Annotated in this window: 18 protein-coding genes; 8 read left to right on the top strand and 10 right to left on the bottom strand. The window is 60.6% G+C overall.

The window, feature by feature from the left end; all coding sequences use genetic code 11:
* The first annotated feature begins 11 nt into the window (after nucleotides 1-11).
* Together M5G20_RS05350 and M5G20_RS05345 are read left to right on the top strand one after the other, a co-directional pair.
* A complete protein-coding gene (locus M5G20_RS05350; protein WP_273918248.1) occupies nucleotides 12-2,549 on the top strand; it encodes a PAS domain-containing hybrid sensor histidine kinase/response regulator in 2,538 nt (845 codons plus the stop codon).
* 54 nt (nucleotides 2,550-2,603) lie between these two features.
* On the top strand, nucleotides 2,604-2,879 hold the full coding sequence (locus tag M5G20_RS05345) for a peptidylprolyl isomerase (RefSeq protein ID WP_007933743.1): 276 nt from the start codon (nucleotides 2,604-2,606) through the stop codon (nucleotides 2,877-2,879).
* A gap of 212 nt (nucleotides 2,880-3,091) precedes the next feature.
* On the opposite strand, the gene M5G20_RS05340 is transcribed toward M5G20_RS05345, so the two are convergent.
* The 8 genes from M5G20_RS05340 to M5G20_RS05305 form a co-directional block, all read right to left on the bottom strand.
* Nucleotides 3,092-4,024, bottom strand: a complete 933-nt coding sequence (locus M5G20_RS05340) for a sugar kinase (protein ID WP_273918247.1) — start codon at nucleotides 4,022-4,024, stop codon at nucleotides 3,092-3,094.
* A gap of 25 nt (nucleotides 4,025-4,049) precedes the next feature.
* The gene (locus M5G20_RS05335; RefSeq protein ID WP_273918246.1) at nucleotides 4,050-5,267 is read right to left on the bottom strand and encodes an amino acid deaminase; all 1,218 of its coding nucleotides are present in this window, start codon (nucleotides 5,265-5,267) and stop codon (nucleotides 4,050-4,052) included.
* A gap of 39 nt (nucleotides 5,268-5,306) precedes the next feature.
* Nucleotides 5,307-6,071: an IclR family transcriptional regulator gene (locus M5G20_RS05330; protein ID WP_150734277.1), complete on the bottom strand. Its 765-nt coding sequence runs from the start codon at nucleotides 6,069-6,071 to the stop codon at nucleotides 5,307-5,309.
* A 171-nt stretch (nucleotides 6,072-6,242) separates the two neighbouring features.
* Nucleotides 6,243-6,632 (bottom strand): RidA family protein, encoded by a 390-nt coding sequence (locus M5G20_RS05325; RefSeq protein WP_273918245.1) that lies wholly within the window; start codon nucleotides 6,630-6,632, stop codon nucleotides 6,243-6,245.
* A gap of 30 nt (nucleotides 6,633-6,662) precedes the next feature.
* Complete coding sequence (locus M5G20_RS05320; protein ID WP_273918244.1) at nucleotides 6,663-7,457, bottom strand: amino acid ABC transporter ATP-binding protein; 795 nt, start codon at nucleotides 7,455-7,457, stop codon at nucleotides 6,663-6,665.
* Nucleotides 7,454-8,116, bottom strand: a complete 663-nt coding sequence (locus M5G20_RS05315; RefSeq protein ID WP_212627408.1) for an amino acid ABC transporter permease — start codon at nucleotides 8,114-8,116, stop codon at nucleotides 7,454-7,456. Before M5G20_RS05315 ends, M5G20_RS05320 begins: the two co-directional genes overlap by 4 nt.
* 8 nt (nucleotides 8,117-8,124) lie before the next feature.
* On the bottom strand, nucleotides 8,125-8,787 hold the full coding sequence (locus M5G20_RS05310; protein WP_075944736.1) for an amino acid ABC transporter permease: 663 nt from the start codon (nucleotides 8,785-8,787) through the stop codon (nucleotides 8,125-8,127).
* 51 nt (nucleotides 8,788-8,838) lie between these two features.
* Nucleotides 8,839-9,687 carry a transporter substrate-binding domain-containing protein gene (locus tag M5G20_RS05305; protein ID WP_150734280.1) on the bottom strand — a complete coding sequence of 283 codons (849 nt, stop codon included), beginning with the start codon at nucleotides 9,685-9,687 and terminating at the stop codon, nucleotides 8,839-8,841.
* Nucleotides 9,688-10,178: 491 nt separating this feature from the next.
* Here M5G20_RS05305 and wecB point away from each other — a divergent pair, with 491 nt between their 5' ends.
* The 5 genes from wecB to M5G20_RS05280 are packed head-to-tail and all read left to right on the top strand — an operon-like array spanning nucleotide 10,179 to nucleotide 18,609.
* Nucleotides 10,179-11,333, top strand: a complete 1,155-nt coding sequence (wecB, locus tag M5G20_RS05300; protein ID WP_273918243.1) for a non-hydrolyzing UDP-N-acetylglucosamine 2-epimerase — start codon at nucleotides 10,179-10,181, stop codon at nucleotides 11,331-11,333.
* A complete protein-coding gene (nfrB, locus tag M5G20_RS05295) occupies nucleotides 11,330-13,504 on the top strand; it encodes a cyclic di-3',5'-guanylate-activated glycosyltransferase NfrB (protein WP_273918242.1) in 2,175 nt (724 codons plus the stop codon). The genes wecB and nfrB overlap by 4 nt, the downstream gene beginning before the upstream one ends.
* Nucleotides 13,501-16,665, top strand: a complete 3,165-nt coding sequence (locus M5G20_RS05290) for an NfrA family protein (RefSeq protein ID WP_273918241.1) — start codon at nucleotides 13,501-13,503, stop codon at nucleotides 16,663-16,665. The genes nfrB and M5G20_RS05290 overlap by 4 nt, the downstream gene beginning before the upstream one ends.
* Nucleotides 16,665-17,543, top strand: coding sequence for a DUF4434 family protein (locus M5G20_RS05285; RefSeq protein ID WP_273918240.1), 879 nt, complete (start codon nucleotides 16,665-16,667; stop codon nucleotides 17,541-17,543). The genes M5G20_RS05290 and M5G20_RS05285 overlap by 1 nt, the downstream gene beginning before the upstream one ends.
* On the top strand, nucleotides 17,527-18,609 hold the full coding sequence (locus M5G20_RS05280; RefSeq protein WP_273918239.1) for a GGDEF domain-containing protein: 1,083 nt from the start codon (nucleotides 17,527-17,529) through the stop codon (nucleotides 18,607-18,609). Before M5G20_RS05285 ends, M5G20_RS05280 begins: the two co-directional genes overlap by 17 nt.
* Nucleotides 18,610-18,723: 114 nt before the next feature.
* Here the strand turns inward: M5G20_RS05280 and M5G20_RS05275 are convergent, their stop codons facing one another.
* On the bottom strand, nucleotides 18,724-20,283 hold the full coding sequence (locus tag M5G20_RS05275) for a TerC family protein (protein ID WP_273918238.1): 1,560 nt from the start codon (nucleotides 20,281-20,283) through the stop codon (nucleotides 18,724-18,726).
* A gap of 277 nt (nucleotides 20,284-20,560) precedes the next feature.
* Nucleotides 20,561-21,430: a LysR family transcriptional regulator gene (locus M5G20_RS05270; RefSeq protein WP_273918237.1), complete on the bottom strand. Its 870-nt coding sequence runs from the start codon at nucleotides 21,428-21,430 to the stop codon at nucleotides 20,561-20,563.
* A 102-nt stretch (nucleotides 21,431-21,532) separates the two neighbouring features.
* Here M5G20_RS05270 and M5G20_RS05265 point away from each other — a divergent pair, with 102 nt between their 5' ends.
* A complete protein-coding gene (locus tag M5G20_RS05265) occupies nucleotides 21,533-23,086 on the top strand; it encodes an MFS transporter (protein WP_273918236.1) in 1,554 nt (517 codons plus the stop codon).
* The last annotated feature ends 4 nt before the right edge of the window (nucleotides 23,087-23,090 follow it).

Below are 23,090 nucleotides of genomic sequence, written 5' to 3'. Positions count from 1 at the left end.
AGGACACCTTGATGAACGCAGCACCGACCGGCAGCGATGCCCAGGCCTTGATTGCCCGACTGGACTGGGCGAACAGTCCGCTGGGCGCCGCCAGTAACTGGCCGCAAAGCCTGCGAACCGCCGTGGATATCGTGATTCACTCGCCGATGCCGATGTTGCTGCTCTGGGGTCCGCAGCTGACGCAGATCTACAACGACGGCTTCGCCCTGCTTGCGGGCAGCAAGCATCCGCACGCTTTCGGACAGCCAACACACCAAGTCTGGCCAGAACTCCAGGACTTCACCGACCCGATTTACAGCGCCGTCCTACAAGGTCAGGTGCGAACCTACAGTGAGCAGCGGTTCACCCTGCAACGTAACGGCGTCGATTCCGACTTCTGGCTTGATCTGACCTACAGCCCGATCCGCGACGAAAGCGCCGAAGTCGCCGGCATTCTGGTCACTGCCATTGAAACCAATGAACGCCGACGTATAGCCCTGGAACTTGAGCAGCGCTCGGCCGCCAGCCTCAAGGCGCAACAGGACACCGAAGAACGCTTGCAATTGGCCCTCTCCGCCACCGACGCGGTGGGTACCTGGGATTGGGACATCAGCGAGGACCGTTTCATTGCCGATGCGCATTTCGCCCAATTGCACGGCATCGATCCGGCCATGGCCGGCCAGTTGCCGATCAGCGACTACCTGCACGGCGTTCACCCCGAAGACCGCGCCATGATTGCCCGCAGCATCAAGCACTGCATCACCCACGGCACCGAATACGCCGAGGAGTATCGCCTGCTGCAGACGGATGGCGAAGTGCGCTGGGTGTTTGCCCGCGGGCGTTGCTACAAGGACCATCACGGCCGGCCGATCCGTTTCCTCGGCGCGGCCCTGGACCTGACCGACCGCAAAAACACTGAGCAGGCCCTGCGCCAGAGCCAGACCGAGTTGCAGCTGATCATCAATGCCATGCCGATCCTGATCAGCTACGTCGACCGCGAGGAACGCTTTCGCCTGAACAACGCCGCGTATCTGGACTGGTACGGTCTGACACCTCAAGAGCTCTATGGCCGGACGATTCTGGAAGTCCTGGGCGATGAAGCCTACGCCCTGCGCGCCGAGCACATCGCCCAGGCGCTGAGCGGCAAACCGTGCTGTTTCAGCATCAACACGCCGCACCGCGACGGCAGCATCCGCCACGCCCTGATGAACTACTTGCCGCGCCACGGTGCCGACGGTGCGGTGAACGGTTTCTACATTTTCGTCATCGACGAAACCGAGCGTAAAAAAACCGAAGAAGCCCTGCGCAATCTCAACGAAACCCTCGAAGAACGGGTCGCTGCCCGCACTCAGCAACTGGCCGAAAGCAATCAGCGCCTGCAAAACGAAATGTTCGAACGCGAGCGCGCCGAAGATGCCTTGCGCCATGCGCAGAAAATGGAAGCAGTGGGCCAGCTCACGGGCGGCATTGCCCATGACTTCAACAACATGCTCACCGGGATCATTGGCAGCCTCGATCTGATGCAACGCTACATTGCCGAAGGGCGAACGGAAGAAATCGGTCGTTTCACCGAAGCGGCGGTGTCCTCGGCCAACCGCGCCGCCGCCCTCACCCATCGCCTGCTGGCGTTTTCCCGGCGACAGTCGCTGGATCGCAAACCGCTGAACGCCAATGACCTGATCCATTCCCTGGAAGACCTGCTGCGGCGAACCAAGGGCGATCACATCAAGCTCGTGTTGCAACTGACCGACGATGTCTGGCCGGTCAGCACTGACGTCAGCCAACTTGAAAACGCCCTGCTCAACCTGGTGATCAACGCCCGGGACGCCATGCCCGATGGCGGTGAGCTGCGCATCGAAACCGCCAACGTCTACCTCGACAGCAGCGACATCAACACCCTTGAACCGGTCAAGGCCGGTGATTACCTGATGATCGCCGTCACCGACAACGGCACCGGCATGACGCCCAAAGTGCTGGCCAAGGCATTCGACCCGTTCTTCACCACCAAACCCATCGGCCAGGGCACCGGGCTTGGGCTATCGATGATCTATGGTTTTGCGCAACAGTCAGGCGGCCACGTCAGCCTGTTCAGCCTGCCGGACCAGGGCACCAGCGTGCGCTTGTATTTGCCGCGACTCAATGCAATGGAGCAGGAAGACGTTTTGAAGCCGGTGATCAGCGAAGCGCCAGCGGCGATTGCCGGGGAAACCGTGGTGTTGGTGGAAGACGACCCGGCGGTGCGCATGCTGGTGCTCAACCTGCTCAAGGAGCTGGGATATCACGCCTACGAAGCTGAAGATGCGAAGTCCGCCCTGCCCTTGCTGGAATCAGGGATGCGGGTCGACCTGCTGGTGACGGATGTCGGCCTGCCGGGAATGAACGGACGGCAATTGGCGGAAATCGCCCGCCAGCATCGTCCGGGACTGAAAGTGTTGTTCATGACCGGGTACGCGCAGATGGCTGCCGAGCGTCAGGGCTTTCTCGAAGAAGGCATGGACATGGTGGCCAAACCGTTCTCCATTGATCTGCTGGCCCACAAGATTCGCACGATGATCGGCCAAGCCGGGTGAGTTAGGGCATAATCGCGCGCCCCGCCGTCAACACCGTTACAAGGTACTTGCCCCATGAAAGCTCAAGCGCGCCACATTCTGGTGAAAACCTCGGAAGAAGCCGAGCAGCTCAAACAACGCATCGCCAAGGGCGAAGCCTTTGATGTGCTGGCCAAGAAATACTCCACCTGCCCGTCCGGCAAGCGTGGCGGTGATTTGGGTGAAGTGCGGCCGGGACAGATGGTCGGCGCCATTGATGCGGTGATCTTCAAAAAACCGTTGCGGGTGGTGCATGGGCCGATCAAGAGCAAGTTCGGTTATCACCTGGTGCAGGTGTTTTACCGGGATTGAGTGGTTGGCTTTCGGGCCGCATCGCTGGCAAGCCAGCTCCCACAGGATGTGTGAGTGACCACAGATTTCAGCTGCAGCAAAAAGCCTAGGGGAGCCAAGCTGCCAGCTCCCACAATGTTTGAGGGTGTGGCTGTAACTCATGACAACCCGCAAATCCCTGTGGGAGCTGGCTTGCCAGCGAACCGATGGCGCAGCCAGCGGCCATCCTGCTCTTACCTTGGAATTAACGCTCCCGGCACCTGAGTCACCCGGCTCGCCAACCGGTGTCCTGCCTCGGCGGCCTCCACCGGGCTGCCGCCCTTGAGCCGTGAGGCCAGGTACGCGGCACTGAACGAATCCCCCGCCGCCGTCGTGTCCACCACCTGCTCGACCTTCTGCGCCGGCACCTCGAAGGACTCGCCCGCACAACGAATCAGACATGCCTCGGCACCACGCTTGAGCACCACTTCCGGCGTGCCGATCTGCTCGTACGCCTCAAACACTGCCTCGCAATCGGCAAAATGGAACAGCGCCTGCTCGTCATCGACGGTCAGCAGCGCCAGGTCGACGTACGGCAATACACTGCGATAGGCAGCCCGAGCCTCTTCAACCGAAACCCAAAGCCGCGGCCGGTAATTGTTATCGAAGACGATCCGCGCATCACGCTGCCGGGCCTCGATCAGGGTTTCGAGCAACTTTTCCCGGCCTTTCACGCCCAGTACCGCCAGGGTGATGCCACTGAAATACAGCACATCGTAATCCGGCAGTGCTGCCAGGATTGGCGCGGCGGCCGGGGTGGTGAAGCAATCGCGCACCGCGGCTTCGTTGCGCCAATAGAGGAAACGGCGTTCGCCGGCGGCGTCGGTCTGAATGCAGTACAAACCCGGCAAACGCCCGGGCAGACGCTGGACCATGCCCAAGCCGATGTTTTCGTCGGACCAGCTCTGGCACATGGCATCGCTGAAACTGTCGTCGCCCAGGGCGGTGACATAGTCCACGCTGCCGGCGGCGCCCAGCTCACGGGACAGGTAGACCGCGGTGTTCAAGGTATCGCCGCCGAAGCTTTGTTGCAGGCTGCCGTCGGCGCGGTGTTGCAGTTCAATCATGCATTCGCCGATCAGGGCGATGCGCGGGGTGTTTGGGCCAAGGGTGCTGATGGTGTTCATTCTTGTCGGGTCTCTGGTGTATCGCTTAGAAACAGGTTTCCAGGGTCTCGATGACATTCAACTGCTCATCCACCAGGCACCCCACGCGCCACTTGTCGAACGTCAGGCACGGGTGCGAAGTGCCGAACGAAATGATATCGCCCACGCGCAATTCAACCCCCGGCGCCACGGTCATGAACGCATGCTGGTCCATCACCGCCGTCACCTTGCAGGCACCGACATCGTCACCCTTGGCCGGCACCACGCCAGCCTTGTAACGCAGCAGCGGCACCGGCAAACCGGCGTCGTAGGCCACGTCGCGTTTACCCAGGGCAATCACCGCAAAACCCGGCTCCGGCAACGACTGCACGTGCGCCCAGACTTCCAGCGCCGGCCGCAGGCCTTCGTGTAAATCGCTGCGACGGTCGAGGACGCAGCATTGCGCCTCTTTGTAGATGCCGTGGTCATGGGCAACGTAGCTGCCTGGACGCAACACGCTGAGGAAACGACCCGCCGCGTTTTGCGCCTCGAACTCTTCGGCAATCAAGTCGTACCAGGCCGAACCGGAAGCGGTAATGATCGGTTTGGCGATGGCGAACGCGCCGCTGTCCTGCAGCTGCACCGCCAGGCGCACCAAAGACCCGGCAAACGCGCGGATGCCGCTGACAGCGTGATCACCGTGAATGACGCCTTCGTAGCCTTCGATCCCGGTCAGGGCCAGCGCCGGTTGCGCTGCAATGGCCTTGGCCAGGTCGAGCACTTCCTGCTCGCTGCGGCAACCGCAACGCCCGCCCACCACGCCGTACTCGATCATCACGTTCAGCCGCACGCCGCGCGAGGCGAAATACGCGCCCAGGTCAGCGACGTTGTCCGGGTGATCGACCATGCAATAAAAGTCGAAAGTCGGGTCAGCCAACAGATCCGCAATCAACGCCATGTTCGGCGTGCCGACCAGCTGGTTAGCCATCAACACCCGGTGCACGCCATGGGCATAGGCCGCGCGGGTTTGCGTGGCGCTGGCCAGGGTGATGCCCCAGGCACCGGCGTCCAGTTGTCGACGAAACAGCGCCGGGGTCATGCTGGTTTTGCCGTGGGGCGCGAGTTCAGCGCCGCTGTTGCTGACAAAGTCCTGCATCCAGCGGATGTTGTGTTCCAGCGCTCCGCGGTGCAGCACCAGCGCCGGCAGGCTGACGTCGCGTACCAGGTTGGCGCCTGTATGGGCAAAGCCCTTTTCCACGGCGGCAGTATTTTTGGCAGAAGACATGGTTGAACTCCTCACATTCGCGGCCGCAGACAGCCGCTATTATTCGTTGATGCGACGGGCCAGGCTGTTGGCGCTGTCGATCAGCACCCGGCGGTAGTCGTTGTAATTGTTCTTGGCATCGGCCCGGGGGGCGACGATGCACAGGGTCGCGATGGCCACGCCGTTCGGGTCTTTGACCGGGGCGGCGAAGCAATGGGTAAAGGTGTCGGCGACGCTATCGAAAGAGAAAAACCCATCGAGCCCGGCCTGACGGATTTCTTTCAGAAACTGTTCAAGCGGCAAACGTTCGCCGTCGGGCAGAATGAAGTCGTCGTGGTCGATCAGGTCAACGATTTGCTGGTCACTGAGGTGCGCCAGTAACAGGCGCCCGGACGCGGTCCAGGGAATCGGTGCGTTTTCGCCGATGTCCGAAGAAATGCGGAAATGTCGCTCGCCCTCTTTCATCAATGCCACGGTGTATTTGCGGCCGTTGAGCAGGCACATCTGCGCGGTTTCACGGGTCTGGCTGACGATTTCCTGCAGGGCGTGATCGGCCTCGCGGGTCAGGTCGAAATGCCGCAGATGCGCCTGCCCCAGGAAGTACAACTGGCGACCGAGGTAGACGTGACCGTCTTTGCCCACCGGCTCCAGAATCCTGCGCTCAAGCAAAGACGCCACCAGTTCGTAGACCGTGGATTTGGGGCTGCCGATGCCGTTGGCGATGTCGTTCGGGCGCAGCGGCTGGCCGACTTCCTTGAGGAAATCGAGGATATCGAACGCCCGGTCCAGACCACGTGCCCGGCGCTTGATGGTGTCTTCGGTCATTTCAGTGGTTCCCCTTCAAAATGCCGGGAGTTTACCGAGAGTGCAGCGTTGAATGTTGGGCCGCCATCGCTGGCAAGCCAGCGCCCACAGGGATTCTGGGTGTTCGGGCACTCTGCGGCAGCACACAACACCTGTGGGAGCTGGCTTGCCAGCGATGCAGGCACCGCCGATTCAAGCCTTTTTCTTGTACGCAATGCAGTCAATCTCAACCTTGCAGTCGACCATCATGTTCGCCTGCACGCAGGCACGGGCCGGGGCGTGTTCGGGTTTGAAATACTCGCTGAAGACCTTGTTGAAACTGGTGAAATCCCGCGGATCTTCCAGCCACACGCCAGCACGCACCACGTCTTCCAGACCGTAACCGGCTTCTTCGAGAATCGCGATCAGGTTCTTCATGGTCTGGTGGGTCTGTTCGACGATGCCACCGACAATAATCTCGCCGTCCACCGCCGGCACCTGCCCGGAAACGTGCAGCCAGCCATCGGCTTCAACGGCGCGGGCGAAAGGACGCGGCGTGCCGCCTGCAGCGGCGCTGCCGGTGCCGTAACGAGTGATGCTCATGAGTGTTTCTCCTGATTGAAAATTGAAGGCTCAAAAACGCGTGTTTTTGAGAAATTCCGCCAGACGCGGCGATTGCGGGCGCTCGAACAGTTCCTTGGGAGGTCCCTGCTCTTCGATGCGCCCCTGATTCATGAAAACGATCTTGTCCGAGACCTCGAAGGCAAAACGCATTTCGTGGGTCACCAGCAGCATGGTCATGCCGTCTTCGGCCAGGCCCTTGATCACGTTGAGCACTTCGCCCACCAGTTCCGGGTCGAGGGCCGAAGTGACTTCGTCGAACAGCATCAGGCTCGGGTTCATCGCAATGGCCCGGGCAATCGCCACGCGCTGTTGCTGACCGCCGGACAACTGACCGGGAAAGTGATCCCGGCGCTCCAGCAGGCCGACCCGCTCCAGCCATTTCTCCGCCAGGGCCACGGCCTCGTCCTTGTGCAGTTTCTTCACTTTGAGCAAGCCAAGAGTGACGTTCTGCAGCGCGGTCAGGTGCGGGAACAGGTTGAACTGCTGGAACGCCATGCCGGTCATGGCACGATGACGGGCAATGACTTTTTCCGGGTGGCGGATACGCTTGCCGTTGACTTCGTCATAGCCGATGGACTCGCCGTCGAGCAGGATCTGCCCGCCCTGGAATTCTTCGAGCATGTTCACGCAGCGCAGCAGCGTGGTCTTGCCCGAGCCGCTGGAGCCGATCAACGTCACCACGTTGCCGCGCTGCATGGTCAGGTCGACGCCCTTGAGCACTTCGAGCTGGTCGTAACACTTGTGCAGGCCACGAATGTCCAGCAGCGGCTGGCCGTTTTGGGTATTGGATTGAATTTGAGTCATGGCAAGGCCACCCGCTTTTCAATGTGCCGGCCGAGTAATTCGATGCCGTAGTTGATGACGAAGAAGAGAAAACCGGCGAACAGGTAAAACTCCAGGGTCATGAAGTTGCGAGCGATGATCTGCTGAGTGCTGAGCAGCAGCTCGGCCACGCCGATCACCGACAGCAGCGTCGATGCCTTGACGATCTCGGTGGACGAGTTGACCCAGGTCGGCAGGATCTGCCGCAGCGCCTGAGGCAACAGCACGTAGCCCAGGGACTGGTAGAACGTCAGGCCGATGGCCTTGCTCGCTTCCATCTGCCCACGGGGCAACGCCTGCAACGCACCGCGCACGATCTCGGCGACGTGGGAACCGCAGAACAGCGTCAGCCCCAATGCACCGGCCTGGAACGCGCTGATTTGCCAACCCAGTGCCGGCGCCATGTAGAAGCACGCCAGCACCAGCACAAACACTGGCGTGCCGCGAATCACGTCCACGTAAAAACGAAACGGCGCGCGCATCCAGAACTTGCCGTAGGTCAGCACCAGACCGGCAAACACGCCGACCACCGTGCCGAGCAAAATCGCCAGCGCCGACACCTGCACACTGGTCAAAAAGCCTTGCCAGAGCGGCTCGCGTGCGACCCACAACTCATGCAACCAACTGGGGGATTCGTACATGGGGCCTCCTATCGGCGGATCGCCAGACGCTGCTCGAGGTAACGCAGCATCATGGCAATGAGGTAGCAGGCCGCGACATACAACGCCGTGGTCACCAGCCAGGTTTCGATCACCCGGTAGCTTTCGACATTGATCTTGCGCGCGTAATAGGTCAGCTCGGGTACGGCAATCGCGGCCGCCAGCGAGGTGTCCTTGAACAGCGAAATGAAGTTGTTCGACAGCGCCGGCAGCACATTGCGCAGCATCACCGGCACGGTGACGTAGGCCTTGACCTGCCACTCGCCCAGGCCGATCGCCAGGCCCGCTTCACGCTGGCCCTTGGGAATGCTCAGCAGCCCGCCGCGGAACACTTCGGTCAGGTACGCCCCGGCATACAACGACAGGGTAATGATGAACGACGGGATCTTGTCCAGACGAATCCCCAGGCTCGGCAACGCAAAGTAGATCAACAGGATCAACACCAGAATCGGCGTGTTACGGACCACCGTGACATACACCGATGCCAGCACCCGCAACGCGCGGTGCTTCGACAACAAAGCAAACGCCATCAGCAGGCCGATCACGCAGCCGATGGCGATCGACACCAGCGCCAGCTCCAGGCCCAGACCGAGCCCCGCCAGCAAGGTGTCGAAATCGCGCCAGACGGCGGCAAAGTTCAACTGATAGTTCATGGTCGGCAGTACCTTGAGCGGAGCGCCTGTCGGCGCCCCACTCTCACGGGATCATTTGAATTCGACAGGAAAACCGATGGCAGGAGACGGCAGATCTACGCCAAACCACTGCTTGAACGACGCCGCGTAAGTCGGGAACTCGACGCCGGTCATGGCTTCATGCAGGGCGGTGTTAACGAAGTTCAACCAGTCCTGATCGCCACGCTTGACCGCGCAGGCGTAGGTTTGCGGGCTCCAGGCGTAGGCCGGGCTGCGATAGCGACCGGCGTTCTGCACCATCAGGTATTTCACCGAAGACTGGTCGGTGGCGGCCGCGTCGGCGCGTCCGGAGTTCACTGCCTGATACATCAGGTCAACGCTGTCGTATTGATCGACCTTGGCCTTGGGCAACGCCTGGTGCACCAGCTCTTCGGCATAGACGTTCTGCAACACCGCTACGGTCAGGCCATCGCCGGCGGCTTGCATGTCTTCGATTTCCTTGTACTTGCTGTTGGCCGGCAGCAGCAGGCCAACGCCTTCGCGGTAGTACGGCAGGGTGAACGCCACTTGCTGTGCCCGGCTCGCGGTCACGGTGATGAACTGGCAGCTCATGTCGACCTTGTCGGTCAGCAGGTTGGGTATCCGCGCATCGGACGACTGCACCACGAACTCGACCTTGCTCGGATCGTTGAACAAGCCCTTGGCCACAATGCGCGCAATATCAATATCAAAGCCCTGCAACTTGCCGTCCGCACCCTGGAAATGCCACGGCGCATTGGTACTGCCGGTGCCCACAATCAGCTTGCCACGGGCCAGAACACTGTCGAGCTTACCATCTGCTGCCTGGGCCACACCCATGGCAGCAGCCGAAGCTGCGAAAAGAAAAACACACGCTTTGAATAACGAAGGTCGGCGATGCATGGCAAGCACTCCAAGATGATGTGTATTCCGCTATACCGGAACATGGTATGTAACAACGGAATAGACAGCAGAAAGTGTGCCACAGGATGTGCAAGGAATGTAGGGGGGATTGAAAAGTGTTTTAAATCAGGGGGATGCGTCGAAAGACCAGAAAACGTTACCAAACGCTCAGGGTCAGCGAACGCTACTGTTGGCTACAGAGGGCGGGTAACGGGTTCACAGTTGGACTTCTGTGAAACATTCAGGTGCACGTTCGTATCAAGGAAAATGTCTAGGCCGTCAGCATTCTTTTATATCCCTGTAAACATCGCCGCGCGTGCTCTTCCCCCAGCAGCCACCGTGATCAAGCGTTTCATCTGAGGCGCTCCCTTTAAAAGGCGGGAAATATCCGGGTTGGACAACCCCCGGTCCGACTGCTTTATTCAATACCCAAGTGATAAGCAGTCTTTACAACTGCCATGGAGTCAGCGTGGGCTGCCTGGGAGAAACTGATGTCCTTCAAAGTCATGATGGTGTTTGGCACACGACCGGAGGCCATCAAGATGGCCCCTCTTGCACGCGTTCTGCGTCAATGGCCGGGTATCGAACTGAACATCTGCTCTACCGGCCAGCACCGGGAGATGCTCAAGCAGGTTCTCGATTCGTTCGAGTTGGCGGTCGATGAAGACCTGCAAGTGATGACGCAGGGTCAGACCCTCAACGGCCTGTCGGAACAATTGCTGGAACACCTGGACTCAGCCTATGAACGAGTGAAGCCGGATATCGTGTTGGTCCATGGTGACACCACCACCAGCTTCATCGCCGCCCTCGCCGCTTTCAACCGTCAGTTGCCCATCGGCCATGTCGAGGCCGGATTACGTACCGGCAATCTGCGGGCACCGTGGCCGGAAGAAGCCAACCGGCACCTGACAGGGGTGATCGCCGACCTGCATTTCGCGCCAACCACCAAAAACGAAGACAACCTGCTGCACGAAGGCGTGCCCAAGGCCAACATCGAAGTCACTGGCAATACCGTGATTGATGCCTTGGTGTGGATGCGCGATCACCAGGAAGCGACCCAGTGGCACCCCGCCGCGGATTCACCGCTGGCGGTACTGAAAGACGACCGGCGCATGGTGCTGATCACGGGTCATCGCCGCGAGAACTTCGGCGGTGGCTTTCGCAACATTTGCCTGGCACTGGCCACCCTCGCCGAGCGTTACCCGGATGTGCAATTCGTCTACCCGGTGCACCTCAACCCGCAGGTGCAGAAAGCGGTCTACAGCGTACTGTCGAACAAACCCAATATTTACCTGATCGCACCGCAGGACTATCAGCACTTCGTCTGGTTGATGGGCCGCGCGCATTTTATCCTGACGGATTCCGGCGGTATCCAGGAGGAAGCGCCGGCGATCGGCAAACCGGTGCTGGTGTTGCGCGATGTGACCGAGCGGCCTTCAGTGCTGGAAGGCGGGACCGTGTTGCTGGTGGGCACCGATACCGATCGCATCGTCAAGGAGGCCAGCCTGTTGCTCGACGACCAGGCCACCTTCGAGCGCATGAGCCGCGTGCACTGCCCGTTCGGCGACGGCCATGCCAGCGAGCGGATCGCCAATCGCCTCGGCGTTTGGCTCAAGCATCGCGCGGCGGCGGGTAAAAAGGCATGAGTCTTGGCCTGGTCGATTTCTTCGCCTACGTGCTCTTCGGCCTCAAATACCTCGCCATTGTCCTCGCCCTGTTGATGTTCGTGCTGGGGCTCGATGATTTGTTCATCGACCTCGTGTACTGGACCCGCAAGCTGATTCGCCGCTGGCGGATCTACGAAAAATTCAAGCGCGCCGACGAGCAACGCCTGTACACCATCGGCGAAAAACCGCTGGCAATCATGGTGCCGGCATGGAACGAAGTCGGCGTGGTCGGGGAAATGGCGCGCCTCGCGGCCTCCACCATTGATTACGAGAACTATCAGATTTTCGTTGGCACCTACCCCAACGATGCCGAAACCCAGGCCGACGTCGATGCAGTCTGCTTGCACTACCCCAACGTGCACAAAGTCATCTGCGCCCGCCCCGGCCCCACCAGCAAGGCTGACTGCCTGAACAACATCATCGACGCCATCCTGCGTTTTGAAAGCGAGGCGAAAATCCAGTTTGCCGGGTTCATTCTTCACGATGCCGAAGACGTGATTTCACCGATGGAACTGCGCCTTTTCAACTACCTGCTGCCGAGCAAAGACTTGATCCAGATTCCGGTCTACCCCTATGCCCCGGAATGGAAAGGCTTCACCGCCGGACACTACGTTGACGAGTTCGCCGAAAACCATGGCAAGGACGTGATTGTTCGCGAGGCGCTGACCGGCCAGGTGCCCAGCGCCGGCGTGGGCACCTGCTTCAGCCGCAAGGCGGTCAGCGCTTTGCTGGAAGATGGCGACGGCATTGCCTTCGATGTCCAGAGCCTCACCGAAGACTACGACATCGGTTTTCGCCTCAAACACAAAGGCATGAAGTGCATCTTCGCTCGCTATTCCGTGAGCGACCCGAAGCTGGCGCTCCAGCAGCCGTGGGTGTTTGGCATGGACCGCGCGTTTTCCCAGGTGATCTGCGTGCGCGAACATTTCCCTCGGGATTTGCAGCACGCGATCCGGCAAAAATCGCGCTGGATCGTCGGCATCGTGTTCCAGGGCACCAAAAACCTCGGCTGGAGCCCCACGGGCCTGCTCAATTATTTCCTGTGGCGTGATCGTCGCGGGCTGATCGCCTACCTGTTGAGCTTTATGGTCAACCTGCTGTTTGTCGTGTTGCTGGCGATGTGGCTGGTGACGGTGATCGCGCCCGAGTCCTGGCGCTATCCCTCGATCCTTGCCGACAGCGCCCTGCTCAAAGCACTGCTCTGGCTCAATGGCCTGATGCTGCTCAACCGGTTGTTCCAGCGCGGGTGGTTTGTCACCCGCTACTACGGCATCGTCGAAGGTCTGCTGTCGGCGCCACGGATGATGTGGAGCAACTTCGTTAACTTTTTTGCCAACGTGCGGGCTCTGCGTCAGGTCATGGAAATGGGCGATTCGCGCCGCGTGGCGTGGGACAAGACCACCCACGAATTCCCCGCACTGACCCAGGCGAAACGCACACCGCTGGGTCATCGACTGGTGGAAAAAGGCCTGCTCACGGAAGACCAACTGGACGCCGCCATCACCAACCCGGTCCGCCGGCGCCTGGGCCATGAACTGTTGCTGCGCGGACACATCGACACCACGCAACTGGTGCAAACCCTGGCCGAACAACTGGACATGGAATGGGCGCCGCTCAACCCGTTCAAGCTCGACAAACGCCTGATCGACGCGGTCCCGCGCAAAGTTGCCACGCACTATGGCGTACTCCCCGCCGCCGAAGAAGGTTCAACGCTGGTGCTGGCTTCCGAAGGCCCGGTCAGCCAGGTGTCGCTGGGGGCCATCAGCCGCCAGTTGAAACGTCCGGTGCGTTGTCGCCTGGCCCCTCAGGGTCGGGTGACATTAGGGATCCGCTATTGGTACCCCAGCCTTCGGCAAAGTGCCGATGTACATCACATGCTCGAAGTGCTTGAGCAGCATCAGGACGATGAAGATCTTCTTGAGCGCGTCAGCCACCATCAGGTATTGCTGGGCAATTTGCTGCAAGTGCGCGGCATGGTTCCGCCGTCGCTGTTCAATCAGGCAATGATCGACTTCGATGCCGAGCGCATGTCGCTGGGCGAACACCTGATCTCGCGCGGCATCATCACCCGGCAAGTGCTCGAGCAGGCGCTGGAAGATCAGGCCACCGAACAGCAAGCCGCTTTCGCCATTGCCAGGGAGGTCGAATGAAGCCCGGCAATCGTCAGCGCCTTCTCGTCGTCAGCCTGTTGCTGGGCCTGAGTATCCCTGTTGGGGTGCAGGCCGAGCCATTGACCGATTTTGAGCAGTTCCGCAGTTTCCCCTACATGGACCGCAGCTATCGCGAGGCGAAAAAAGGCAACTGGGCCGAAGTCGAACGGTTGATGCGGCACCTGCTCGGCAAAGTGCCAAAAAACGACGAAGCTCGAGCCTTGCTGGTGCAAGCGCTGGCCAAACAGCGACGCTACAAGGACGCGGTACAGGCGCTGCCCGACAACCCGAATAACAGCGACGCCTTGCTCAACCTGCGCCTGACCTGGATCGAACAGGATCCGCCGGGTAGCGAACAGGTTGAACAGTGGATTGCCACCAGCAACCTGAACCAGCGTATTCGCCTGTGGCAGGCCTACAGTCTGAGCCTGGCCAAGTTCGGCGGCGCGGCGCGGGCGCATGACTGGTTGGCGCAGCTGGCGCCCAAAGGTGATCGACGAATCCTGCAATTGGCCAAGGCCAACTGGTCAGAGCAGTTGCGCAACTGGGACGGCACCATCAAGGAACTGGCGCCCCTGGCCGCGAACAAGCAGTTGGATGCACAAGGTTGGCAGCGGCTGGCCAACGCCTACGTACAGCGCCTCGACGAACAACCGTTGCAACAACTGCTGCAACAGGCGCCCACGCCGGAAGCCGCGCGCAAGGCTCGACTGGCCATGATCGACCGGGCGATTGCCATGGGGCATATCCAGCAGGCGCAACGCTGGATGCAATCGCTGCCAGCCGACGACCTCGCCGATCCGGCCCAGCGCCAGCGTTTGTGGGAACTGGCGCGGGAAACCGGCGACAGCGCCACCGTGCAGCGCTTGAGCGGTGAATTGCAGCGCCCCTGTCTGGAAACGGCCGAATGGCTCTCGCGTCATGACCCACAAGCTGCGCTCACTCAATTAAATCGTTGCCAACCCAAGGACGATCCCCAGGCATGGCTGGTCCTTGCCCAGCGCCTGCAAGCCACTGACCTGTTGCAAAGCACGCGCTTGCCCGAGCCTTGGGACACGCGGCGCCGCGAGCGCCTGCTGGATGTCTGGCAAAACGAAGGTCGCAACGACAAAGTCCTGGCGTATCTTGCCGACCAACCGCAAACCGCCGAAGTGCTCAAACGCCGCGCCGAAATGCTCCAGGTTCTGGGGCGTCATGCCGAAGCCGCTGCGCTTTGGGAACGGCATTACCAGCAGACCGGCAACCTGAATTCGCTGAATCAGGCCAGTTATCTGGCGCTCAATGCCGGCCAGCGCGAACGCACTCAACAACTGCTCGAAAGCGCCTACGATCGTCACGGCGGCAAGCTCCCACCCGCCATGCTGCAACGCCTGGCCGGCTTGTATGCCTCATCGACACCGACGGCCGCGCAACAGCAGCGCATGATATCGCTGCTCAATCGCGTCGACGCGGCGACACGCGGCCAACTGCTGGCCCAGCTGGCGGAGAATGGCCAGTGCACGGCTGTGCAACAAGCCGTCGGCGATCACCCGTCAGGTGCGGGTGACTACCGTGCACTCGGTCGATGTGCCATGCCGCAACGTCCCGGTGAAGCAGTGGTGTATTACCAACATGCGCAAAAATCCGGCGACCGCGGCAGCCGCCTGCCGCTGGCCTATGCACTGGAAGCCGCCGGGGATTCTGCCGGTGCCCTGGCCATTTGGCGTAGCATCCCGCCGGGAGAATTGAGCGACAACGCCAGACTCACCGCCAGCCGCAGCGCCCTCAATGCCGGCGACGCTCCGGCCGCTGAACGCTATTGGCAACAAAGCCGTGAGCGTGGCGCCAACGAATGGGCATTGGGGGCAGCCATTGCCGACGCCCGTGGCGATCACGCGCTCGCCTTGCAACGCCAGCGTTCCGCGCTCCAGCAGTCGGCGGATGCCGGGCATTTCTACGCTGCATCGGTGACCGCGCAAAAGGCTGGCGACTTGCCGCAAAGCACCGCGTGGCTGGCCGAAGCCGTGCGCCGCGAACCGGACAATCCACGCTATCGCGCCGATTACGGCATGCGCCTGGCCGGTGCCGAAACCCGGGAAGAACGCGCCCGTGCTGTCCCTTATCTGCAAAGCGCAACCCGGGATTTTCCAGAGTATTACCAGCTCGGTGAAACCCTCGCCTGGCGCTACGACGAAATCGCAGACAGCGCCTCGGCCCGCAAGGAACTGCGCCGGGTCATTGATCTGGAGCAAAACCCCGTAGCGGCCGACGACGCAGAGGGCAGCATGGAGGCGCGCCGTTATCGCCAGCGCCGCGCCCACGAATCGCTCTCACGCCGCGACACTTTCACCATCGCCAGCACCTGGTCACCGGCGGGGGTTTCGACCAACGACATCTTGCTGCCTGATGACACCACAGGCTCCAGACGCCGCTCCAGTTCGCAAAACGTGCAACTGGCGATGTGGGACCACGCACTCGGCGAGCAGCCCAGTCGCGCCGGCAGTACGTTGTCGGTCTACGGGCGCGTGTTGCTCGGAGGCGTCGGCCGTTCAAGCTACGCCGAATCCCTCGGCACCGGTGTCGGCCTGCGCTACAAACCTTGGGGCACGGCGAACATCAATTTCTATGGCGAGATCTACAAGCAAAGTCAGTTCGATGCCCAGGACAATCATGGTTTGAGTCTGGGGCAAATGCTGGTGCCGGAGAAACTCGCCGATCAGGTCGAGGATCACCGCAAGGACGGCCACACAACAACAGACTACCTGCTGCGCGCCACGGCTTCGTTTCTCGACCAGGGACGATTCCGCAACGATTGGCGGGTCGACGAGAGCGACTGGGAGGAACGCTTCCTCTATCTCGACGCGGCGTGGTGGACCAAGGCCGGTGACCATCAATGGTTGTCACGTTTCCAGCAAGGCCACACCTGGAAACTGCCGTTCAACGGCGCGCAAACCCTCATGCCTTATGGCTTTCTCGAATTCGCCAGCCAGGACCCGAGCAATGACTGGCGCCAGGACCTGCGCACGGGTATCGGCCTGCGCTGGCAATGGTGGTTTGACGACGACGTCTACAATGCCTATCGCGCTCATCTGTCCGTGCGCACCGAATACCAGCAATCGTTGGGCGGCAATTTGTATGAAGGCGGCAACGGCGTGCTCTTGGGCGTGGAGTTGAATTTCTGATGCGGCATTTCCTTTTGATTGTGTGCCTGTTGCTTGGCAGCGCAGTGACCCATGCTGACGAGCGGGTTTTCTATCAACCGCTGAACGTCGATGCCAGCCTCAGCCAATCGCAATGGCGCAACATCTGGCGAGATACCGTCAAACAGGGCACTCGCACGCTGATCGTGCAATGGAGCGCTTACGGCGACGCCGACTTCGGTGGCGCCGATGGCTGGCTGGCCGACAGCCTGAAACTGGCGCGGGAACAAGGCCTGAACCTGGTGCTGGGGCTCTACATGGACCCGGCCTATTACCAACGCATCGAAGAGCTCGACAGTGCCGGTTTGAGCAGTTATTGGCAGGCGCAATTGGGACAATCGCTGGCGCAACAACAACGGTTACGCAACACGTGGAAGCTGCCCGTCAGCGGCTGGTATTTGCCGATGGAACTGGACGACCTGCATTTTATGGCGGCAGATCGCAGGCAAGCCCTGCAGCGTCAGCTCAAGGATTTCGCCGGCAAACTCGATGCGCCGTTGCACGTCAGCAGTTTCAGCGCCGGCAAACTTGCGCCGCAAGTGAACGGCCAGTGGTTGGGTGAACTGGCGAACGCGGGGCTTCAGGTCTGGTGGCAGGATGGCACCGGAACCGCTCGCTTGCCTTTGCTGGTGCGCAACGGTTACGCCGCGGCATTGCCCTGCTCCATCGGCATCGTCCACGAAGCGTTCCGCCAGGTCAGCGCCAGCGGGCAACCCTTCCGGGCCGAGCCCGCCAGCCCACAGGTGGCATCGCCGGGCTGTCATCCCACAGCGGTGTTTTCCCTGCGTTACCGGCCTTGGGGCAAGGTGATTCTCGACAACCAACGCAAGCACAAGGGCGACGATGTACAAAACCATTGAAGACGAAGTCCTGAAGAAAACCGCGCCAGCCGCGTTGAAAACTGAATTTCTCCAGCATGAATTCGAACGACTGCACACCTTCTGCCTGTTGATTTACCTCGCCAGCATCGCGGTCTGGTTTGCCTACGACCTGATCCTCAGTTTTATCGGTGACCAGAGCTTCACGTGGCGCTCACTGGTGTTCATTGGTGTCTTCACGATCCTGGTCGTCGTGTTGCTGTTTACCCGCAGCGCCCGGAAGTTCCAGTGGTTGAACCTGGTGTTCGTCTTCACCATTGCCTTGGGCACGCGCTTGTTGATCGAAGGTGTGCCCGAAGACCACCAGCCGGCCTGGTTGCTGCTGGCGGCATCGACCACGCTGTTTACCGCCTCGGTGTTGCCGCTCAGTCGCTGGGCGTTCTTCGCCGCGCAGATCATCACCTGGGCATTCCTCAATCCCTTCTACGACAGCGGGATCGAAACGCAAGAACTCAAGGGCGTGATGGCCCTCAGCTATTCGACATTCATTTGCGCACTGACCCTCTACAGTTTCATGACGTTGCGTAAAGCCAAACTCTACAATTTCATCATGTCCAAACTGCTGCTGGACCAGGCGTACATTGACACGCTGACGGAAATCCCCAACCGCCGTTCGTTCATGACACAGGCCGACAAGCAACTGCACGCGGTTCCGCGTGAGCTCGATCACTACCTGGCGATGGTGGATATCGACAACTTCAAGAAGGTCAACGACGTCTACGGTCACGACATCGGCGACGAAGTGCTCAAGCGCATTGCGCAGGACATCAAAGCGGTGATGGGCCACTTCGAGTATGCGCGACTGGGCGGCGAGGAATTTGCGATTTATCTGACGGGTGTTCGCCGGGACGATGTCGAAGCCTTGGCCGGCGAGCTGTGCCGGGTGGTGCGCGAACATCCGACACAGCATCCGGTGACCATCAGCATTGGCCTGACTCGGGTGCTGGAGGACGACACGTTGAACCAGGCGCTGATCAAGGCGGATGAGGCGTTGTATGAGTCAAAAAATACGGGGAAGGACCGGTTTACCTTTCATGGTCAGACGTGAGTTTTTTGTGGCGTGCCCCACTGCTATCGCTGGCAAGCCAGTTCCCACAGGTCCCGCGTAAACCCTGTGGGAGCTGGCTTGAACAGCGATGAGGCCCTCAACCCCACCGCAGAATCATGCGCCGAGGCGCGCCAAAAACACCCGCGTCACTCGCCGTTCTTCAACCTTAAGGACCGTCATCCGCCAGCCTTCCCACTCATGGCTGTCACCGATCATCGGCAGGCGATCGAGCAGGCTGACCACCAAACCGGCGAGGGTCTGATAGTCCTCCGTAGGCTCGGCAGCAAACCCGGTGCGCTGGCGAACCCGCGCCAGGTTCAACGCGCCGCTGACCACAAACCCGCCCTTCTCCTCGACCACGTCCGGGCCTTCGATTTCACTGGCGTCGGGCAATTCACCGGCAATCGACTCGAGAATGTCGGTCATGGTCAACACGCCGACGAAGTCACCGAATTCATTGACCACGAACGCAATGTGCGTCGACGCCTTGCGCATCTGCTCCAGGGCATTGAGGATCGAATAGCTCTCCAGCAGGTTGATGGTCTGGCGCGCCAGGTGCGCAAGATCCGGTTCGTTACCGGCCAAAAACTCCTTCAACAGCTCCTTCTTGTGCACGAAGCCCAGCGGTTCATCCACGGCACCGTCGCGGATCAGTGGCAAGCGCGAGTAAGACGAATGCATCAGCCGCGTGCGAATGGCCTCGGCGTTGTCGGCCAGGTCGATAAGATCGACATCGGCGCGCACCGTCATCAACGTGCGGATCGGTCGTTCAGCCAGTTGCAGCACACCACTGATCATCACCCGCTCACGGCGGTCGAACAGCTCTTCGTTCGGCGCCTCGCCGTTGTCGAGCATGTCGGCGATTTCCTCACCGACTTCTTCCGCCGCCAGTTTGCGCCCGCCCAGCAGGCGCATCACTGCGTGGGCGGTACGTTCGCGCATCGGTCGCAGGCCCTGCATCGAGCGCTTGCGCCGGGCCCGGGCGATCTGATTGAACACTTCGATCAGGATCGAGAAACCGATGGCCGCATACAGATAGCCCTTCGGAATATGGAAGCCCAGGCCTTCGGCGGTCAGCGCAAAGCCGATCATCATCAGGAAGCCCAGACAAAGCATGATCACCGTCGGGTGCGCGTTGACGAATCGGGTCAGCGGCTTGCTGGCAACGATCATCAAGCCGATGGAAATGATCACCGCGATCATCATCACCGACAGCTCATCGACCATGCCCACGGCGGTAATCACCGCGTCGAGGGAGAACACCGCGTCCAGCACCACGATTTGCGCAACGATGGGCCAGAACAGCGCATAGGCCGTATTGGACGAACGCTGGCCGACATGGCCTTCCAGCCGCTCGTGCAATTCCATGGTGGCCTTGAACAACAGGAACACACCACCGAACAGCATGATCAGGTCACGCCCGGAGAAGCTCTTGTCGAACACCTCGAACAGCGGCTGGGTCAGGGTCACCAGCCAGGAAATACTTGCCAGCAGGCCCAGGCGCATCAGCAACGCGAGGGACAAACCGATGATCCGCGCACGATCGCGTTGGTGCGGCGGTAGTTTGTCCGCGAGGATCGCGATAAACACCAGGTTGTCGATGCCCAGTACCAGTTCCAGCACAATCAGTGTCAACAAGCCCAGCCAAGCGGTGGGGTCAGCTAACCATTCCATAAAAACGTCTCGATCTCTTCAGTGAATTCAGAATGCCGGGCACGGCAAGGCGCGGCCCAGAGGCCGTGGAGCTGCAATGTCAGGGGAAAGCGGAAGCCGAAAGACCGGGTGTTTCGCGTGCGTCAAAACCGCGCAATGGCACGTGGGGAACGGATAACTGGGAGGCTCCGTGAGGGTGTTCATGCAAGTCCTGAAAGGAAAAAAGGACTTGAATCGTACAGGTGAAAGTGACAAATCCTACAGCCTGAAATCATTTCAAGATCTGTAGAAGACCAGGTTAAGCCGAATGTTTGATCCGCTCGATATACCGGTTTACCGCTGGCGACTTCTCGAACCGCCGATGAATCAACGCCAACCACGATATCGCCTGGCAATCCGGAATCTGCCGATACACCACATCCGGCAGACTGACATGCCCGACCACCGACGCCGGCACCACCGCCACGCCCTGCCCCAGCGAAACCAACGCGATCACCGCGACCAGTCCACCCGGCTGCGCCCCCAGCTTCGGTACAAATCCACCTTGCGCAGCCACTTGCAAGGTACCGGCCATTTGCTCCGGGAGGATGAAGTTTTCGTTTTGCAGGTGCACCGACGTGATCATCGGCAACCGGTTGAGCCACGAATCGAACGGTAACGCCAGCACAAAGCCTTCTTCGTTGAGCCGGACACTTTCGATACCGTCGGGCAAAGCCAACGGACAGCGGACGTAACCCAGATCAAAACGCCCCTCGAGAATCATGCTCGGCAGGCTGGCCATGGGGCTTTCCCGCACATTGAGGCTGACATCCGGGAATTCACCGGCAAAACCCCGTACCTGTTGTTGCAGCTTTCCGGAATACACCGCCGAAGCCACGTAACCCAGTTCGATATGCCCGACTTCGCCGCGACCGGCGCGCCGGGCATTGCGTTGCGCAGACTCGAATTGTCGAACCGTGGCTTCGGCTTCGATCATCAGCGTCGCACCGGCCTCGGTCAGGCTGACATCCCGCGACTGACGTAAAAACAGGCGCGCCCCCAACTCCGCTTCCATGTCCTGAATTTGCCGGGTCAGGGTCGGCGGCGCGATGCCCAATTGCTCGGCGGCGCGGGTGAAATTGCGCTGCCGGGCGACGGCGAGGAAATAGCGGAAGTGGCGGATGTCCATGGTGCATTAGCTCAAAGGTAATGAAGTGATGAGGCGTGCCTAACAAAGACACCGACAACCGGCGATAAGCTGGACGAACCGTCACAGTAGAGAACCCTGGTCATGCCCGTCAAACCCAAGGCAAGTCCGCACCTGACCTTGCTCACCGCATCAGCGGCGTGCTCGCTGATCGTGCTCGACACCAACATAGTCGCCGTTACCTTGCCCAGCATTGCCCGTGATCTGGGTGCCAATTTCGCCGACATCGAATGGGTAGTGAGTGCCTACATGCTGGCATTCGCCGCGTTGCTGTTGCCGGCCGGCAGCCTGGCTGACCGTTTTGGCCGGCAGAAAACCCTGATGTGGGGTCTGGGCATTTTCATCCTCGCCTCGCTGGGCTGCGGTGCGGCACCGAGCGCGCTGTTACTCGATATCGCTCGCGCGATCAAAGGGGTTGGTGCGGCATTGCTATTGACCTCGGCGCTGGCGTCCATCGGCCACACCTTTCACGACGAAGCCGAACGAGCCAAGGCCTGGGCATTCTGGGGTGGCTGCATGGGCGTCGCCATGACTGCTGCGCCGACCCTGGGCGGGTTGATCACCGAATACGTTGGCTGGCGCTGGATTTTCTACCTCAACCTGCCAGTCGGCCTGTTGCTGATGTACATGGTCTGGCGTGCGGTGCCGGAATCACGCGATGCGCAAGCGGCACGCCTTGATCCATGGGGCAGCCTGGCCTTCAGCGCCAGTCTGCTGTGTTTGATCTGGGGATTGATCGAAGCCAACCGGATTGGCTGGGACAACCCGATGACCTATGCGCGGCTGATCGGCGGTGCGCTGTTGTTGGGCTTGTTCGTGGTGATCGAACGGCTACAACAGCGGCCAATGGTTGACTTGCAATTGTTCCGTCACCCGCGCTTCATCGGCGCCCTGCTCGGTATGTTCGCTTACGCTGCGTGCGCCCAGGTGATGATGACGATGCTGCCGTTCTACTTACAGAACGGCCTGGGTTTTACCGCGATCGCGGCGGGACTCGGTATGTTGCCGTTCGCCATCACTATGCTGATTTTCCCGCGCATCGGTGCTCGACTGACCGGGCGCATCACTCCGGCCAACATGATGGCGATCGGCTTGACGCTGGTGGGCTGCGGCAACCTGCTCAGCGCCTGGGCGGTCAACAGTGGCGGCTATCTCCCGTTCGCCCTGGCGATTGCCGTTACCGGTGCTGGTGCAGGCCTGCTGAACGGCGACACGCAGAAGAACATCATGGCCTGCGTACCCCGCGAGCGCACTGGCATGGCCTCGGGCATGAGCACCACGATGCGCTTCAGCGCGGTGATGCTGGGCGTCGGTATTTACGGTGCGTTGCTGTCGGGCCATAGCGAACAGTTGCTGCACGACAGCCTGTCGGCCCAAGGCAGCCAATGGCTGGAACATACCCAGGCGGTGGCATCGCGGGTGGTTGCCGGCGACATGCCGGCGGCGCTGGAACTGTTGCCTCAGGACGCACGGCCGGTGGTCGAGCCACTCGCTCGCCATGCCTTTGTCGGTGGCTTCAGTCTGTTGCTGTGGGTCGCGGGGTTGGCGGGATTGGTGGCTGCGCTGGTGGTGGGGACGTTGATGCGTCATCCGATTCCTGCGATCAACACCCATCGGTCGACGACATCGGTCGCCTGATCTT

Origin of the sequence: Pseudomonas sp. TNT2022 ID1044 (assembly GCF_028656895.1) — a bacterium.
GTDB lineage: Bacteria > Pseudomonadota > Gammaproteobacteria > Pseudomonadales > Pseudomonadaceae > Aquipseudomonas > Aquipseudomonas reinekei.
The sequence above is the reverse complement of the archived record's forward strand: the minus strand, read 5'-3'. Positions and strand labels throughout refer to the sequence as shown.